The 14,888-nt window shown below is 70.7% G+C and carries 10 protein-coding genes; 6 read left to right on the top strand and 4 right to left on the bottom strand.

The genetic code is table 11. The annotated features are described in order from the left end of the window. Positions 1-52 precede the first annotated feature (52 nt). Both DEJ51_RS16280 and DEJ51_RS16275 read right to left on the bottom strand, forming a co-directional pair. Positions 53-1,378, bottom strand: a complete 1,326-nt coding sequence (locus tag DEJ51_RS16280) for a metallophosphoesterase (RefSeq protein ID WP_150258217.1) — start codon at positions 1,376-1,378, stop codon at positions 53-55. Positions 1,379-1,652: 274 nt separating this feature from the next. Further along, a complete protein-coding gene (locus tag DEJ51_RS16275; protein WP_030010171.1) occupies positions 1,653-2,768 on the bottom strand; it encodes a LacI family DNA-binding transcriptional regulator in 1,116 nt (371 codons plus the stop codon). 361 nt (positions 2,769-3,129) lie between these two features. Here DEJ51_RS16275 and hisC point away from each other — a divergent pair, with 361 nt between their 5' ends. Further along, positions 3,130-4,209, top strand: a complete 1,080-nt coding sequence (hisC, locus tag DEJ51_RS16270) for a histidinol-phosphate transaminase (RefSeq protein WP_150258216.1) — start codon at positions 3,130-3,132, stop codon at positions 4,207-4,209. An 89-nt stretch (positions 4,210-4,298) separates the two neighbouring features. Here the strand turns inward: hisC and DEJ51_RS16265 are convergent, their stop codons facing one another. Continuing rightward, positions 4,299-4,667 (bottom strand): cyclophilin-like fold protein, encoded by a 369-nt coding sequence (locus tag DEJ51_RS16265; RefSeq protein ID WP_223835831.1) that lies wholly within the window; start codon positions 4,665-4,667, stop codon positions 4,299-4,301. Positions 4,668-4,858: 191 nt separating this feature from the next. On the opposite strand from DEJ51_RS16265, the gene DEJ51_RS16260 reads away from it, so the two are divergent. Genes DEJ51_RS16260 through DEJ51_RS16245 form a run of 4 tightly spaced genes read left to right on the top strand, consistent with a single transcriptional unit; the run spans position 4,859 to position 12,939 of the window. Beyond that, on the top strand, positions 4,859-6,364 hold the full coding sequence (locus DEJ51_RS16260; RefSeq protein ID WP_150258214.1) for a cytochrome ubiquinol oxidase subunit I: 1,506 nt from the start codon (positions 4,859-4,861) through the stop codon (positions 6,362-6,364). Between the two features lie 18 nt (positions 6,365-6,382). Beyond that, the gene (gene cydB / locus DEJ51_RS16255; protein WP_150258213.1) at positions 6,383-7,384 is read left to right on the top strand and encodes a cytochrome d ubiquinol oxidase subunit II; all 1,002 of its coding nucleotides are present in this window, start codon (positions 6,383-6,385) and stop codon (positions 7,382-7,384) included. 59 nt (positions 7,385-7,443) lie between these two features. Then, positions 7,444-11,085 (top strand): thiol reductant ABC exporter subunit CydD, encoded by a 3,642-nt coding sequence (gene cydD, locus DEJ51_RS16250; protein WP_150258212.1) that lies wholly within the window; start codon positions 7,444-7,446, stop codon positions 11,083-11,085. Positions 11,086-11,106: 21 nt separating this feature from the next. After that, entirely contained in the window at positions 11,107-12,939 is a 1,833-nt protein-coding gene (locus tag DEJ51_RS16245) for a GAF domain-containing sensor histidine kinase (protein WP_223835830.1), read from the top strand. A 2-nt stretch (positions 12,940-12,941) separates the two neighbouring features. Here the strand turns inward: DEJ51_RS16245 and DEJ51_RS16240 are convergent, their stop codons facing one another. Then, entirely contained in the window at positions 12,942-13,829 is an 888-nt protein-coding gene (locus DEJ51_RS16240; protein WP_150258211.1) for a Cof-type HAD-IIB family hydrolase, read from the bottom strand. A 104-nt stretch (positions 13,830-13,933) separates the two neighbouring features. Here DEJ51_RS16240 and DEJ51_RS16235 point away from each other — a divergent pair, with 104 nt between their 5' ends. After that, entirely contained in the window at positions 13,934-14,839 is a 906-nt protein-coding gene (locus tag DEJ51_RS16235; RefSeq protein ID WP_150258210.1) for an LLM class flavin-dependent oxidoreductase, read from the top strand. Positions 14,840-14,888: the final 49 nt, after the last annotated feature.

Genomic DNA, 14,888 nt, shown 5'->3' with positions numbered 1-14,888 from the left:
CCACGCCACGCCGTGACAGGGGCTTTCCGGAAATACCCCTCTCCGTAAGCTCTCAGTCGCTCAGCGGAAGTTGTACGACGAGCAGTTTGCCCGCCATCGTCACCCCGCCGTCCATCGCGATGGCGAGGCCCTCCGCGTACACGTGCGGGCCGTCCACGGCCTCGGGTCCGCGCGATTCGTCGCCGTCCTCGGTGCCCACTTCGCCGAGCAGGTACGGGATGGGGCTGTGGCCGTGGACGACGCGGCTGCCGCCGTAGGTGTCGAGGAGCTCGCGTACGGCTGCAGGTCCCGTTCCCTCGTCGCGGAAGGCGAACCGCTTCGTGAACTTGCGGAAGAGGTCCCAGGTGATGTCCGCGTCGCCGCGGTTGAGCAGTTCGTGGATCGTGTCGTTGACGTCCTCGATGGAGTCGCCGTAGTCGAGGTAGGCCGTGGTGTCGGAGTGCAGCAGGAGGTGGCCCTCCTCCAGGACGGCCGCGTCCAGGCGGGACATCCACTGCAGGTGGACGTCCTGCAGGCGCTCCATGTCGGTGCGCTGGCCGCCGTTGAGGAGCCAGGCGGCCTGGAAGGTGGCGGTTCCGGCGCCGGAGACGACCGGGGTGTCGCCGAACCGCTTGGCGCCGATGAGCAGGAGTTCGTGATTGCCCATCAGGGCCTTGCAGTAGCCGCCCGCGGCGGCGGCTTCGGCGGACAGCCGCATGACGAGGTCGATGACGCCGATGCCGTCGGGGCCGCGGTCGGTGAAGTCGCCGAGGAACCAGAGGCGGGCGTTGCCGGCGGACCAGCGGCGCTCCGCGTCGATCAGGCCCTGGGCGTGGAGTTCGGTGACGAGCTCGTCGAGGTAGCCGTGGACGTCGCCGACGACGTAGAGCGGGCCGGGGCCCCCGGGCTGGTCCTGGGGCACGTACTGGACCTGGACGGTGTCACCGGGGCCGCCGAGTGCGCCGCGGCCGATGACGGGCAGGTCCCGGTAGGTCGGGGTGTAGCCCTCCGGTTCGTCCAGGTCGGGGCCCTGGGGCGCCGCGTGCGCCGGTTCGGCGTCGGGGTGGGCGTGGAGGCGCTGCTCGGGGTACGGAGGCTGCTGCGCGGGCTGCTGCGGTACGACCGGCGGCTGCGGCTGCACCTGCTGCTGGTGCGGTGCGGCCGGCCGGTGCGTGGGAGCCTGCGGCGGGTAGCCGGGCTGCGGGGGCACGTGGGGCGCGCCGTCCTCGTAGTACGCCGGGTACTCGCCGTAGACCAGCGGCTCGCCGTAGGCCGGAGGCTCGGCGGGCAGCCCCGTGGACGTGGACACGGCGTACAGGGCGGGTTCGGTATCGGGAACCCGGAAGTCCCGCAGCGTGTCCGTCCGCATCGCGGGTCCCTGACCGGCCCCCTGAGTCATCGACCCCTCCACCACCGTCGCGCTGCCGTACACCTGCGGACCCCCCTGACCTCCAGGGAGGAGGGTCCGTGATGTCGTGCGCCCATCATAGGAATGCGGCTCGCGCTCTGTGACGCACCAGGGGTGGTGAATCCTTTACGGAGCGGATCGTTCCTACCGTTTTCTCCCGATATCGGCGTAGCTGAAATCCTCGGCCGGTCCTTGGTCGGTGCTCGGATGGTCCCCAGACGGTCCTCGGTCAGCCGCTCGGCAGGCCGACCGGACGGTCTGTCGGTCAGTCCTGGGCCGGCGAACGGGGCGGGCTGACGGTCGTGCGGGGCTGCCTGCGCTGTGACGACGTACGGATGATGAGCTCGGTCGGGACGACCTGCTCGACCGGCCGTCCGGTGTTCACGCCCTCGATCGCGTCGATGAGGAGCTGCACGACGGCGGTGCCGATGCGGCGGGGCTTGAGGGACAGGGTGGTGATGGGCGGCTCGGTGTTCGCGTAGACGGTGGACTCGCTGCAGCACACGAGCAGCAGGTCCTCGGGGACGCGCAGGCCGTAGCGGCGGGCGGCGGCGAGCAGATCGGTGCCGTTGGGGTCGAAGAGCCCGTAGACCGCGTCGGGCCGGTCGGGGCGGGCGAGGAGCCGGTCGGCGGCGACGGCACCCGCGCACGGGTCGTGGGCGGGGTAGGACTCGTAGACGGGGTCCTGGCCGACGCGCTCGCACCAGCTGAGGTAGGCGGTCGTGGAGAGCCGGGTGTAGGTGTCGGTGGTGGTTCCGGTCAGCAGTCCGATCCGGCGGGCGCCGGCGGCGGCGAGGTGGTCGAGCAGGCCGAGTACGGCGGCCTCGTGGTCGTTGTCGACCCAGGCGGTGACGGGGAGGGAGCCTGCGGGGCGGCCGTCGGAGACCACGGGCAGACCTTGGCGGACCAGTTCGGTGACGACGGGATCGTGGTCGGAGGGGTCGATGACGACGGTGCCGTCGAGGGCGACGTTGGACCACACGTCGTGGCGGGAGGTGGCGGGGAGGATGACCAGGGCGTAGCCGCGGGCGAGCGCGGCGGAGGTGGCAGCCCTGGCCATCTCGGCGAAGTAGGCGAATTCGGTGAAGGTGAAAGGTTCATCCCCGTACGTCGTCACGGTCAGGCCGATGAGGCCGGACTTGCCGGTACGGAGCGTGCGGGCGGCGGCCGACGGGCGGTATCCCAGCCGGTCGGCCACTTCGCGAACGTGGCGGCGGGTGGCGTCGGGCAGCCGTCCCTTGCCATTGAGCGCGTCGGAGACGGTCGTGATGGAGACGCCGGCCGCTGCGGCCACGTCCCTGATGCCGGCCCGGCCCTGTCGGCCGGCGGCCCGCCGGGTGGTCTCGGTCCGGCTCACCTGATGCTTCCCTGCTGCTGTCATGGCGAGCCGATAGTAGGGCTCGGCGGGGAGGGTGGTCTGCGTGCATATGCAGGCGTTGACAGGCACGTTTCTGCATGGTTCGCCACCCCCAATGACCTTGGAAATGAAGGTGTTTGATCGCTGAGGGTGATCGTGGGGCTTGTCGTCGGGTCCGGGCATGCCAAAACGATGCGATCTCGGGCCGTTCTCAACTCACCTGCACGAGGGATGCGCGCCACGGCGCAGGCCACCGGCGCACGCATATATGCGTGCGCTCCCCCGCATTCCTGGCGCCCCCATTCTCGGAACGGCGGAATCCTCATAAGGTGAGGAGTATTGAGTCGACGGCGACGTCGTACGGGACGGTCGAGGAGGACCTGCGGTGAGCGAGAAGAGCCCGAAGCTGCGCGCCGAGCTGGACGGCATTCCGACATACAAGCCCGGCAAGCCGGCTGCCGCGGGAGGGCCTGTCGCGTACAAGCTGTCCTCGAACGAGAACCCGTACCCGCCGCTGTCCGGCGTGCTGGAGACCGCGGTCGCTGCCGCCGGGAACTTCAACCGGTACCCCGACATGGCCTGCACCGGTCTCGTGAACGAGCTCGCCGAGCGCTTCGGCGTGCCGGTCGAGCACATCGCCACGGGCACCGGCTCGGTCGGAGTGGCCCAGTCGCTGATCCAGTCGGCCGCCGGCCCGGGCGACGAGGTGATCTACGCCTGGCGCTCCTTCGAGGCGTACCCGATCCTCACGCAGATCTCGGGCGCCACCTCGGTGCAGGTCCCGCTGACCGACGGCGATGTGCACGACCTGGACGCGATGGCCGCGGCGATCACCGACCGGACGCGCCTGATCTTCGTCTGCAACCCGAACAACCCCACCGGTACGGCCGTGCGCCGCGCCGAGCTGGAGCGCTTCCTGGACCAGGTGCCCTCGGACGTCCTGGTGGTCCTGGACGAGGCGTACCGCGAGTTCGTGCGCGACGCGGACGTACCGGACGGCATCGAGCTCTACCGCGACCGCCCGAACGTCGCCGTGCTGCGTACGTTCTCCAAGGCGTACGGGCTGGCCGGCCTGCGGGTCGGTTTCGCGGTGGCGCACGAGCCGGTGGCGGCGGCGCTGCGCAAGACGGCGGTGCCCTTCGGTGTGAGCCAGCTCGCGCAGGACGCGGCGGTGGCCTCGCTGCGCGCCGAGGACGAGCTGATGGGCCGCGTCGGGGCGCTGGTGAGCGAGCGCACGCGGGTGCACGAGACGCTGGTCGCCCAGGGCTGGACCGCACCGGACACGCAGGCGAACTTCGTGTGGCTGCGGCTGGGGGAGCGGACCGCCGAGTTCGCGGAGGCCTGCGACAAGGCCGGTGTGGTGGTCCGGCCCTTCGCGGGCGAGGGCCTGCGGGTCACGATCGGTGAGACCGAGGCGAATGACCTCTTCCTGCACACGGCCGAGGCGTTCTTCAAGGAGCTCTGAGCGTCACCGGGCCCCGGTCGTACAGGGACCGGCGGCCCGTGGGGCGCCGGAGGCGGTGACGGCCTCGGGCCTCGGACCTCGGGCGGGCGTCAGGCGAGTTCCACGCGGACGGGGTCGCCGTCGCGGACGGTGGACAGCAGGCGGGGGTCGCCGTCGAAGGAGCCGAGCACGTTGCACGGGCTCGCGAGGCGGCTCTCGCCTCCGCGTGAGATGGGCGTGGGGCCGTAGGGCAGGGCGAGAGCGTCGCCCTCGGTCCAGAACGCGACCGTGCCGGGCTCGACGACCTGCCGGGCGTCGTGCTCCAGAGCGACGCAGACCCCGGTGTCGAAGTAGACCTCCTCGCCCCAGGTGTGGGCGGAGGCGGAAATCGGAAGGGCCTCGGCCAGCGCCTTGCTGGTCGGGGTCTCGTCGAGGGTTGCGGTGAGCTGGCCCGCGGGCCAGGAGATTCGTATCTGCATGAGCCGCATTCAACAATCTGTTGAATCGATTGGCTAGAGGGGTACCCCGCTCGAAGGTGGCCGAGAGTGGTACGACATAATGCTTGTGAATGTGAACGCGTTCACAAGCGTGTCCTGCTTCCTCCCGGTATGGAAGGAACCCGCCAGGCAGACTGCGGCTGTGACCACGGCGACGACAAGGAGAAGACGACGTGGACCTAGCTTTGGCGCCGGAGACATTGGCGCGATGGCAGTTCGGCATTACGACCGTCTACCACTTCCTCTTCGTGCCCCTGACGATCTCGCTCGCCGCCCTGACGGCGGGCTTGCAGACGGCATGGGTGCGTACCGAGAAGGAGAAGTACCTCAGAGCCACGAAGTTCTGGGGAAAGCTCTTCTTGATCAATATCGCGATGGGTGTCGTCACCGGCATCGTCCAGGAGTTCCAGTTCGGCATGAACTGGTCCGACTATTCGCGATTCGTCGGCGACATCTTCGGGGCTCCCCTGGCCTTCGAGGCGCTGATCGCCTTCTTCTTCGAGTCGACCTTCATCGGTCTGTGGATCTTCGGCTGGGACAAGCTGCCGAAGAAGATCCACCTGGCGTGCATCTGGATGGTGTCCATGGGCACCGTCCTGTCCGCGTACTTCATCCTGGCGGCCAATTCCTGGATGCAGCACCCGGTCGGGTACCGCATCAACGAGGAGCGGGGCCGGGCCGAGCTCACGGACTTCTGGCTCGTGCTGACCCAGAACACCGCGCTCACCCAGTTCTTCCACACCATCACGGCCGCCTTCCTCGTCGGTGGCGCGTTCATGGCGGGGATATCCGCCTTCCACCTGGCGCGCAAGAAGCACGTCCCCGTGATGCGGAGTTCGCTGCGCCTCGGCCTGGTCGTCATGATCATCGCCGGTATGGGCACGGCGATCAGCGGTGACCTGCTCGGCAAGGTGATGTACAAGCAGCAGCCCATGAAGATGGCCGCCGCGGAGGCGCTCTGGGACGGCGAGGCGCCCGCGCCCTTCTCCGTCTTCGCCTACGGGGACGTCGACAAGGGCCACAACAAGGTGGCGATAGAGATCCCCGGCCTGCTGTCCTTCCTGGCCAACGACGACTTCACCTCCTTCGTCCCGGGCATCAACGACGTCAACAAGGCGGAGCAGGAGAAGTACGGCCCCGGCGACTACCGGCCCAACATCCCCGTCGCCTACTGGGGCTTCCGCTGGATGATCGGCTTCGGCATGGCCTCTCTCGGCATCGGGGTGCTGGGCATGTGGCTGACCCGCAGGAAGTTCCTGCTGCCGCCGGGCCTGCGTACCGGGGAGGACGAGGTCCCCCACCTGGTGCTCTTCAAGAAGCCGCTGAGCCCGAAGTTCGCCAACCTGTACTGGATCGTCGCGCTCTGGACGATGGGCTTCCCGCTCATCGCCAACTCCTGGGGCTGGATCTTCACCGAGATGGGCCGCCAGCCCTGGGTGGTCTACGGCGTCCTGCGCACCAGGGACGCTGTCTCGCCGAACGTGTCCCAGGCCGAGGTGCTCACCTCGATGATCGGCTTCACGCTGCTGTACGCCGTGCTGGCCGTGATCGAGGTCAGGCTCATGGTCAAGTACGTCAAGGCCGGTCCGCCCGAACTGACCGAGGCAGACCTCAACCCGCCCACCAGGATCGGCGGGGACGACAAGAACCCCGACCGGCCGATGGCCTTCTCGTACTGAGGCAGAGGAGCGCCCACCATGCAACTCCACGATGTCTGGTTCGTACTCATCGCCGTCCTGTGGACCGGCTACTTCTTCCTGGAGGGCTTCGACTTCGGGGTCGGTGTCCTGACCAAGCTGCTCGCCCGTGACCGCACTGAGAAGAGGGTCCTGATCAACACGATCGGGCCCGTGTGGGACGGGAACGAGGTCTGGCTGCTCACCGCGGGCGGTGCCACCTTCGCCGCTTTCCCCGACTGGTACGCGACCCTCTTCTCGGGCTTCTACCTGCCACTGCTGCTCATCCTGATCTGCCTCATCATCCGCGGCGTCGCCTTCGAGTACCGGCACAAGCGCCCAGAGGACCGGTGGCAGACCAACTGGGAACACGCGATCTTCTGGACCTCGCTGATCCCCGCGTTCCTGTGGGGCGTCGCCTTCGCCAACATCGTGCGCGGCGTCAAGATCGACGAGAACAAGGAGTACGTCGGCAGTCTCCTGGACCTGCTGAACGTCTACTCGATCCTCGGCGGACTGGTCACCCTCACCCTGTTCACGTTCCACGGCGCGGTCTTCACCTCGCTCAAGACCGTCGGAGACATCCGGGACCGTTCGCGGAAGCTGGCGACCCGGCTGGGCGCGGCCACCGCTGTGCTGGCCCTGGTCTTCCTGCTCTGGACCCAGGTCTCACAGGGTGACGGAAAGAGCCTGATCGCGATGATCGTCGCGGTGCTGGCACTGGTAGGGGCCCTGGGATTCAACCTGGCCGGCCGCGAGGGATGGTCGTTCGCCCTGTCCGGGGTCACCATCGCGGCGGCCGTCGCGATGCTCTTCCTCACGCTCTTCCCGAACGTCATGCCGTCCTCGCTGAACGAGGCGTGGAACCTCACGGTCACCAACTCCTCGTCCAGCGCGTACACCTTGAAGATCATGACCTGGTGTGCGGCGGTGGCCACCCCGCTCGTCCTGCTCTACCAGGGCTGGACGTACTGGGTGTTCCGCAAGCGGATCGGGACCCAGCACATCGTCGATGTGCACTGAATCCTCGCGACGTATGACCCGCCCGTCCGGCTGACGACCTCCCCGAGGGGATGTTTCACGTGAAACCGATCGACCCGCGCCTGCTCCGGTACGCCCGCTCCACGCGCCTCTTTCTGGGGGCGGTGGTGGCCCTGGGCCTTGCCGGTGCAGGGCTGGTCGTCGGTCAGGCGATGCTGATCGCCGAGATCGTGGTCGGAGCGTTCGAGCGGGGGCTCGACGGCCAGGCGCTCCGGACCCCACTGCTGCTGCTCGCTGCGGTGGCGCTCGGGCGCGGGCTGATCGCCTGGCTCACGGAGCTGGCCGCGCACCGTGCGGGCGCGGCCGTCAAGTCGGAGCTGCGGGGCAGGCTGCTGGACCGGGCGGCGGAACTCGGGCCCGGCCGCCCGGCCGGGCAGCGGACCGGAGCGCTGGTGTCACTGGCCACCCGGGGCGTGGACGCGCTCGACGACTACTTCTCCCGCTACCTCCCCCAGCTGGGGCTCGCGGTGGTCGTGCCGGTGGCCGTGCTGGCCCGGATCGTCACCGAGGACTGGGTGTCGGCCGCCATCATCGTGGTGACGCTGCCCCTGATTCCCGTGTTCATGGTTCTCATCGGCATGGCCACGCAGTCCCGGATGGACCGCCAGTGGCGGCTGCTGTCCCGGCTCTCCGGGCACTTCCTCGACGTGGTGGCCGGGCTTCCCACCCTGAAGGTCTTCGGCCGTGCCAAGGCGCAGGCCGAGTCGATCCGCAAGATCACCGATGACTACCGGCGCGCGACGATGCGGACGTTGCGCATCGCCTTCCTCTCGTCCTTTGCCCTGGAGCTGCTGGCGACGCTGTCGGTGGCCCTGGTGGCCGTGACCGTCGGCATGCGGCTGGTCCACGGCGAACTGGACCTCTACACCGGACTGGTCATCCTGATCCTGGCGCCGGAGGCGTACCTGCCGCTGCGGCAGGTGGGGGCCCAGTACCACGCGGCCGCCGAGGGGCTGGCCGCCGCCGAGGAGATCTTCGAGGTTCTGGAAACCCCTGACACCGGTCCGGCCGGCACGGCCGGGCTGCCGCACGGCGCTCCCCTGCGGATCGAGATCGAGGGGATCGCCGTCCGCTACGAGGGCCGCGGCGAGGATTCGCCCCGGCCGGTCTCGCTCACGGTCGGCCCGGGGGAGTGCGTGGCCCTCACGGGGCCGAGCGGGGCGGGGAAGTCCACGTTGCTCCAGGTCCTGCTGGGATTCGTGACGCCCACTGCCGGGCGGGTCCGTGTCGCGGGCGTGGACCTGGCCGAGCTGTCGCCGGCGCAGTGGAGGCAGCAGATCGCCTGGGTACCGCAGCGGCCGCACCTGTTCGCGGGGACGATCGCCGAAAACGTACGGCTGGCCCGCGCGGAGGCTTCCGACGCCGATGTGGCCGAGGCACTGAAGAACGCCGGTGCCTGGGAGTTCGTGACCGCGCTGCCGCGTGGGGTGGAGACCCCGCTGGGTGAGGGCGGCGTGGGCCTGTCCGCCGGTCAGCGGCAGCGGCTGGCCCTGGCGCGCGCGTTCCTGGCGGACCGGCCCGTGCTGCTGCTGGACGAGCCGACGGCGGCGCTGGACGGCGAGACGGAGGCGGCGATCGTGGACGCGGTCCGGCGCCTGTCCGCGGGGCGGACCGTGCTGCTGGTCGTGCACCGGCCGGCACTGCTCGCGGTCGCCGACCGGGTGGTGGAGATGGCGGCAGGAGACGGGCCCGAGGGCCCTCTCGCCGCCGGCGCGCTCCCCCGCGGTGCCGCTTTCCCGGTCGGAGCCGAGCTGCTGTCCTCCGGTGCCGCCGGTGCACGGGGCGAGCACGTCCCGGATTCCGGGGAGTGGATCCTCGGTGCGGTGCGCGACCGGACGGGGACCGGCGACGGCCCGGACTCGGTCGGCCCGGACTCAGTCGGTTCGGGCGCGGTCGGTTCGGACCCGGTCGGTTCGGGCGCGGCCGATGATCCGCTGCGCCGGGTGCGGGCGGTCGCCAAGGCGTGGCAAGGCCGTTTCAGGCTCGGGCTGTTGCTCGGGGCACTGGCCGTCGGATGCAGCGTCGGCCTGTTGGCGGTGTCGGGCTGGCTGATCTCTCGGGCCTCCGAACAACCACCTGTGCTCTACCTGATGGTGGCCGTCACGGCCACCCGGGCCTTCGGAATGGGCCGTGCCGTCTTCCGGTACGCCGAGCGGCTCGTCTCGCACGACGCCGTGCTGCGGATGCTCGCCGACCTGCGGGTCTCCGTCTACCGCCGACTGGAGCGCATCGCGCCCGCCGGGCTGCGCCAGCACCGGCGTGGGGACCTGCTGGCCCGGCTGGTGGCCGATGCCGACGCACTGCAGGACTACTGGCTGCGCTGGCTGCTTCCGGTCGGTACGGCCGTGCTCGTCGGAACGGGCTCGGTCGCCTTCACCGCGTGGCTGCTGCCCGAGGCCGGAGCCGTACTCGCCGCCGGACTGCTCGCCTCCGGTGTCGCGGTGCCCCTGGTCAGCGGCGCCGTCGCCCGCGGTGCGGAGCGAAGGCTGGCGCCCGCCCGGGGCGAACTCGCCACCCGGGTGGCCGATCTGCTCACCGGGACCGCGGAGCTGACCGTGGCGGGTGCGCTGGAGGACCGCAAGGGCCGGACGCGCGAGAGCGACGGTCTGCTGACGCGCATCGCCGCACGAGGTTCGGCCGCGGCCGGGCTGGGCGGGGGCCTGTCGGCCCTGATCTGTGGGCTCACCGTCGTGGCCGCCGCGGCCGTTGCCGCGAACGCCGTCCACGACGGGCGACTGTCCGGGGTGGCCATGGCCGTCGCTGTCCTGACACCGCTGGCCGCCTTCGAGGCGGTGACCGGACTCCCGCTCGCCGTCCAGTACCGCCAGCGGGTGCGCCGTAGCGCCGAGCGGGTCTACGAGGTCATCGACGCGCCGGTCCCGGTCGCCGAGCCGGAGCAGCCTGCCGAGGCTCCGGCCTCGCCGTTCCCACTGAGGCTCACGGGGCTCACCGCCCGCCACCCCGGCCAGGAGCGGGCCGCCCTGCGGGACGTGGACCTGACCCTGGAGGCCGGTCGCCGCATCGCCGTCGTGGGTCCCTCGGGGTCCGGCAAGACCACCCTGGCCCAGGTCCTCCTCCGGTTCCTGGACCCGGCCGACGGCACGTACCACCTGGGCGGGAGCGACGCGCGCACGCTCGACGGCGACGCCGTACGGGCCTTCGTGGGCCTGTGCGCCCAGGACGCGCACATCTTCGACAGCTCGGTACGGGAAAACCTTCGGCTGGCCCGGACCGGGGCGAGCGAGGAGCAGCTGCGGCAGGCGCTTGCCGCAGCCCGGTTGCTGGAGTGGGCCGACGGCCTCCCGGACGGCCTGGACACGCTGGTCGGCGAGCACGGCGAGCGGATCTCGGGCGGTCAGCGCCAGCGGCTGGCCCTGGCCCGGGCGCTGCTCGCGGACTTCCCCGTACTGGTTCTGGACGAGCCGGCCGAGCATCTGGACCTGGCCACGGCGGACGCCCTGACGGCGGACCTGCTGGCCGTGACGGAGGGCCGGACCACCGTGCTGATCACGCACCGGCTGGCCGGCCTGGAGGCGGTCGACGAGGTGCTCGTGCTGGATCGCGGCGAGGTCGTGCAGCGCGGACCGTACACGGAGCTGGCCGCCGTCGAAGGACCGCTGCGGCGGCTGCTGGAGCGTGAAAGGGCAACGGATGGAACTTTGGCCAACTTTCCCCGCCAATAGGGACTAACTACGCTCGGGACCATGTCAGCGCAGCAGCCGCAGGAATCGCCGGATCCCTCACCGGGTCCATCGCCGGATCCGTTGCCGAGTCCGTTGCCGGGAACAGCGGGAACACCGGGAACGCCGGGAACTGCGGACGCTGCAGGAGCTGCGGACCCGCTGGCGGCCGCCGCCGCCCAGGCCACCAGGAGTCTGCACGGCCTGTCCACCGAGCTCACGGCCCGTGTACCGCAACTGCTGGAGGCCATGAGGTCGGTCGGGACCGGCCTGGAGCTGCATTCCACGCTGGACCGCATCTGCGAGACCGCGGCCGAGCTCGCGGACGCCCGGTACGCGGCGATCGGCGTCGTCGACACGGAGGGCCGCGGGCTCTCGGACTTCGTCACCCACGGGATCGGCTCCGCTCAGGCCCGGCAGATCGGACACCGCCCCGACGGGAAACGCGGCCTGCTCGGAGCGCTGATCTCGCACTCCGACACGGTGCGGCTCGCCGATCTGACGAAGGACACGCGCTCGGCGGGGTTCCCGCCGCACCATCCGCCCATGAAGTCCTTCCTCGGCGTACCGATCCGGGTGCAGGGGGAGATCTTCGGCAATCTCTACCTCGCCGAGAAGAACGGCGGCGGTGAGTTCAGCGACTACGACCTCCACATGGTCCGGGTACTGGCCACCGAGGCGGGCATCGCCATCGGCAACGCCCGGCTGTACGAGGCCGCCACCCAGCGCGAGCGCTGGATCGACGGCTCGGTGGCCGTCACCACCGCTCTGCTGTCCGGCGGGGACGCCGACGACGCGCTCTCGGTGGTCGCCGAACAGGCCCGACGGCTGGCCGACTCCGCCGCCGGGATCGTCATGCTGCCCGCCGAGGAGGGCGGGATGGAGATCGTCGCGGTCTCCTCGGAGAACCCGGCCACCTCGCTCGGGGTGGTGATCCCGGCGGAGAGCCCGGTGGTGGACACGCTGCTGGCGGGCGAGCCGATCTTCGTGGACGACGCCGCGTCCGACCTTCGCATGGCCAGCGAGCTCACCAGCCGGTTCGGCCCGTGCATGCTGCTGCCGCTGCAGAGCGGTGGCCGGGTGCTGGGCGCACTGGTCACCCCTCGGTCCCGCGGGGGGCGTCCCTTCACCGAGGCCGAGCGGACTCTGGCCACCCAGTTCGCCTCGCAGGCGGCGCTGGCCCTGATGATGGCCGAGGCGCAGCGCGACCGTGAACGGCTGGCGGTGTTCGAGGACCGTGACCGGATCGCCCGCGACCTGCACGACCTGGTCATCCAGCGGCTCTTCGCCACCGGTCTGATGCTGGAGGGCGCCCAGCGCCGCACCGTCGTCCCCGAGGTACGCGACGGCGTGGGCAAGGCCGTGGACGAGCTGGACGTGACGATCCAGGAGATCCGCACCGCGATCTTCGCCCTCCAGCAGGGTCCGGCGGAGGCTCCGTCCGGGTTGCGTACCCGGGTGCTGCGGGAGATCAACATGGCGGCGGTACCCCTGGGCTTCAAGCCCGCGCACCGTTTCCTCGGCCCGGTCGACACGGTCGTCGGTGAGCTGGTGGGCAAGAACCTGATCGCCGCGCTGCGGGAGGCCCTGTCGAACGCCTTCCGCCATGCCGAGGCGACGCGGATCGACGTGGTCATCGACTCCACCATCACGCTCGCCGACGGGCGGCCCGGGGTCAGGCTGGAGGTCGCGGACGACGGCGTGGGCATTCCGGAGGGCGGCCGCCGCAGCGGGCTGCGGAACCTGCGCCGACGGGCCGAGTCGCTGGGCGGCGCGAGCTCGTACGGCCCGGGTATCGGCAAGGACGGTGGCGGGACCACTGTGGTGTGGGAGGCCCCGCTCCAGCCTGCCGTCTAGTGCTAGGACTGCTGCTGTGCGGTCCGTTCGGCCAGGATGCGCTCGATGACGAGGGCCACCCCGTCCTCGTTGTTGGCGACCGTACGGCCGGACGCGGCCGCGAGCACATCCGGGTGCGCGTTGCCCATGGCGTACGAGGTGCCCGCCCAGCTGAGCATCTCCACGTCGTTCGGCATGTCCCCGAAGGCGACGACCTCGGCGGGGGAAATGCCCCGCTCGGCGCAGCACAGCGCCAGGGTGCTCGCCTTGGACACACCCGGCCCGCTGACCTCCAGGAGGGCGGTCGGACTGGACCGGGTGATCGACGCGTACCCGCCGGCGGCGGATCGAGCCAGCGCCAGGAACTCGTCCGGGGCCAGCTCGCCGTGGTGCGCCAACAGCTTCAGTACGGGCGCGGAGCTTTCATCCGTGTCCTCGTGCAGCAGTTTTTCGGCGGTGGCGACCCGGGCGCCCGGGTCCTGGAAGAAGGGCGGGTACGCCGGCTCGTAGTTGATTCCGGTGGTCAGCTCGACCGCGAAGGAGGTGCCGGGTGCCGCAGCCCGCAGGGCCTCGACCACGGCGAGCGCGGCCACCCGCGGAAGGGCCCTGACCTGGACGAACTCTTGTCCGGCGTGCAGGTCGACCACGGCCGCGCCGTTGGCGCAGATGGCCAGGCCGTGGCCGTGGACGTGGTCGCTGACCACATCCATCCAGCGGGCCGGGCGGCCGGTGACGAAGAAGACCTCGATCCCGGCCTGCTCGGCGGCGGCGAGCGCGGCGACCGTACGCGGCGAGACGGACTTGTCGTCGCGCAGCAGGGTGCCGTCGAGGTCGGTGGCGATCAGCCGGGGCGTGGGGGTTGGCCCGTCCGGGCACTGGGGAGCCGAGGTCACGGCTCCATCTTCGCCCATGGCCGAGGAGGTCCTGACCCCGGGCGGGGCTGCCGCCTCGGACGATGTTTCACGTGAAACGGCGCCGTTTCACGTGAAACATCGGCTAGTCGTAGGCTCGACGCATGAGTCTGCGTCTGAGCACGGTGATCCTTCCGGTACGTCGATGGCACGAGGGAGGGCGCGATCAGTGGCTCCGGGCCGAGCAGCTCGGGTTCCACGCCGCCTACACCTACGACCACCTGTCCTGGCGGACCTTCCGCGACGGCCCGTGGTTCGGTGCGGTGCCCACCCTGACGGCAGCGGCCGGCGTGACCGAGCGGCTGCGCCTGGGCACGCTCGTGACCTCGCCGAACTTCCGTCACCCGGTGACCCTCGCCAAGGACCTGATGAGCCTGGACGACATCTCCGGCGGGCGGATCACCCTCGGTATCGGTGCAGGCGGCAACGGCTTCGACGCGACCGCGCTGGGCCAGGAGGCCTGGTCCCCGCGTGAGCGCGCCGACCGCTTCGCCGAGTTCGTGCCGCTGCTGGACCGGTTGCTGACCGAGGGCTCGGTGAGCCACGAGGGGACCTTCTACTCCGCCGAGGAGGCCCGCAACATCCCCGGCTGCGTGCAGCGGCCCCGGCTGCCGTTCGCGGTCGCCGGGATCGGGCCGCGGGGCATGCGGCTCGCCGCCCGGCACGGCCAGGCCTGGGTGACCACGGGCGACCCGAAGCTCTTCGAGGAGGGCACACCCGAGCAGTCGCGGGAGGCCCTGCGCGGGCAGCTCGAACGGCTCGGCGCGGCCTTCCTGGAGATCGGGCGGGACCTGGAGCCCGTGGAGAAGATCCTCCTGACCGGCTTCACGCCGGAGGCCAACACCGTGCTGCAATCCGTGGACGCGTTCGTCGACTTCGCCGGCCGGCACCGCGATCTGGGGTTCACCGAGCTGGTGATCCATGCTCCGATCCCGGACTCCGACTTCGCCGTCGACGAGTCCGTGTTCGAGAAGATCGCCACCGAGGCCGTGGCCCAGCTCGGCAGCTGACCCACAGGTCGTCGTCGCCGCTCGCACGAGCGGCGACGACGACCGGGAC

This window comes from Streptomyces venezuelae (assembly GCF_008642275.1).
GTDB lineage: Bacteria > Actinomycetota > Actinomycetes > Streptomycetales > Streptomycetaceae > Streptomyces > Streptomyces venezuelae_E.
This window is presented reverse-complemented; position numbering and strand designations above follow the sequence as displayed.

Bases quoted from the DNA above. Each gene is read 5' to 3' on its own strand.
- DEJ51_RS16235 (WP_150258210.1), top strand. From the start codon at position 13,934: ATGAGTCTGCGTCTGAGCACGGTGATCCTTCCGGTACGTCGATGGCAC.
- DEJ51_RS16240 (WP_150258211.1), bottom strand. From the start codon at position 13,829: ATGGGCGAAGATGGAGCCGTGACCTCGGCTCCCCAGTGCCCGGACGGG.
- DEJ51_RS16265 (WP_223835831.1), bottom strand. From the start codon at position 4,667: ATGCAGATACGAATCTCCTGGCCCGCGGGCCAGCTCACCGCAACCCTC.
- DEJ51_RS16245 (WP_223835830.1), top strand. From the start codon at position 11,107: ATGTCAGCGCAGCAGCCGCAGGAATCGCCGGATCCCTCACCGGGTCCA.
- DEJ51_RS16275 (WP_030010171.1), bottom strand. From the start codon at position 2,768: ATGACAGCAGCAGGGAAGCATCAGGTGAGCCGGACCGAGACCACCCGG.
- cydB (WP_150258213.1), top strand. From the start codon at position 6,383: ATGCAACTCCACGATGTCTGGTTCGTACTCATCGCCGTCCTGTGGACC.
- DEJ51_RS16280 (WP_150258217.1), bottom strand. From the start codon at position 1,378: ATGACTCAGGGGGCCGGTCAGGGACCCGCGATGCGGACGGACACGCTG.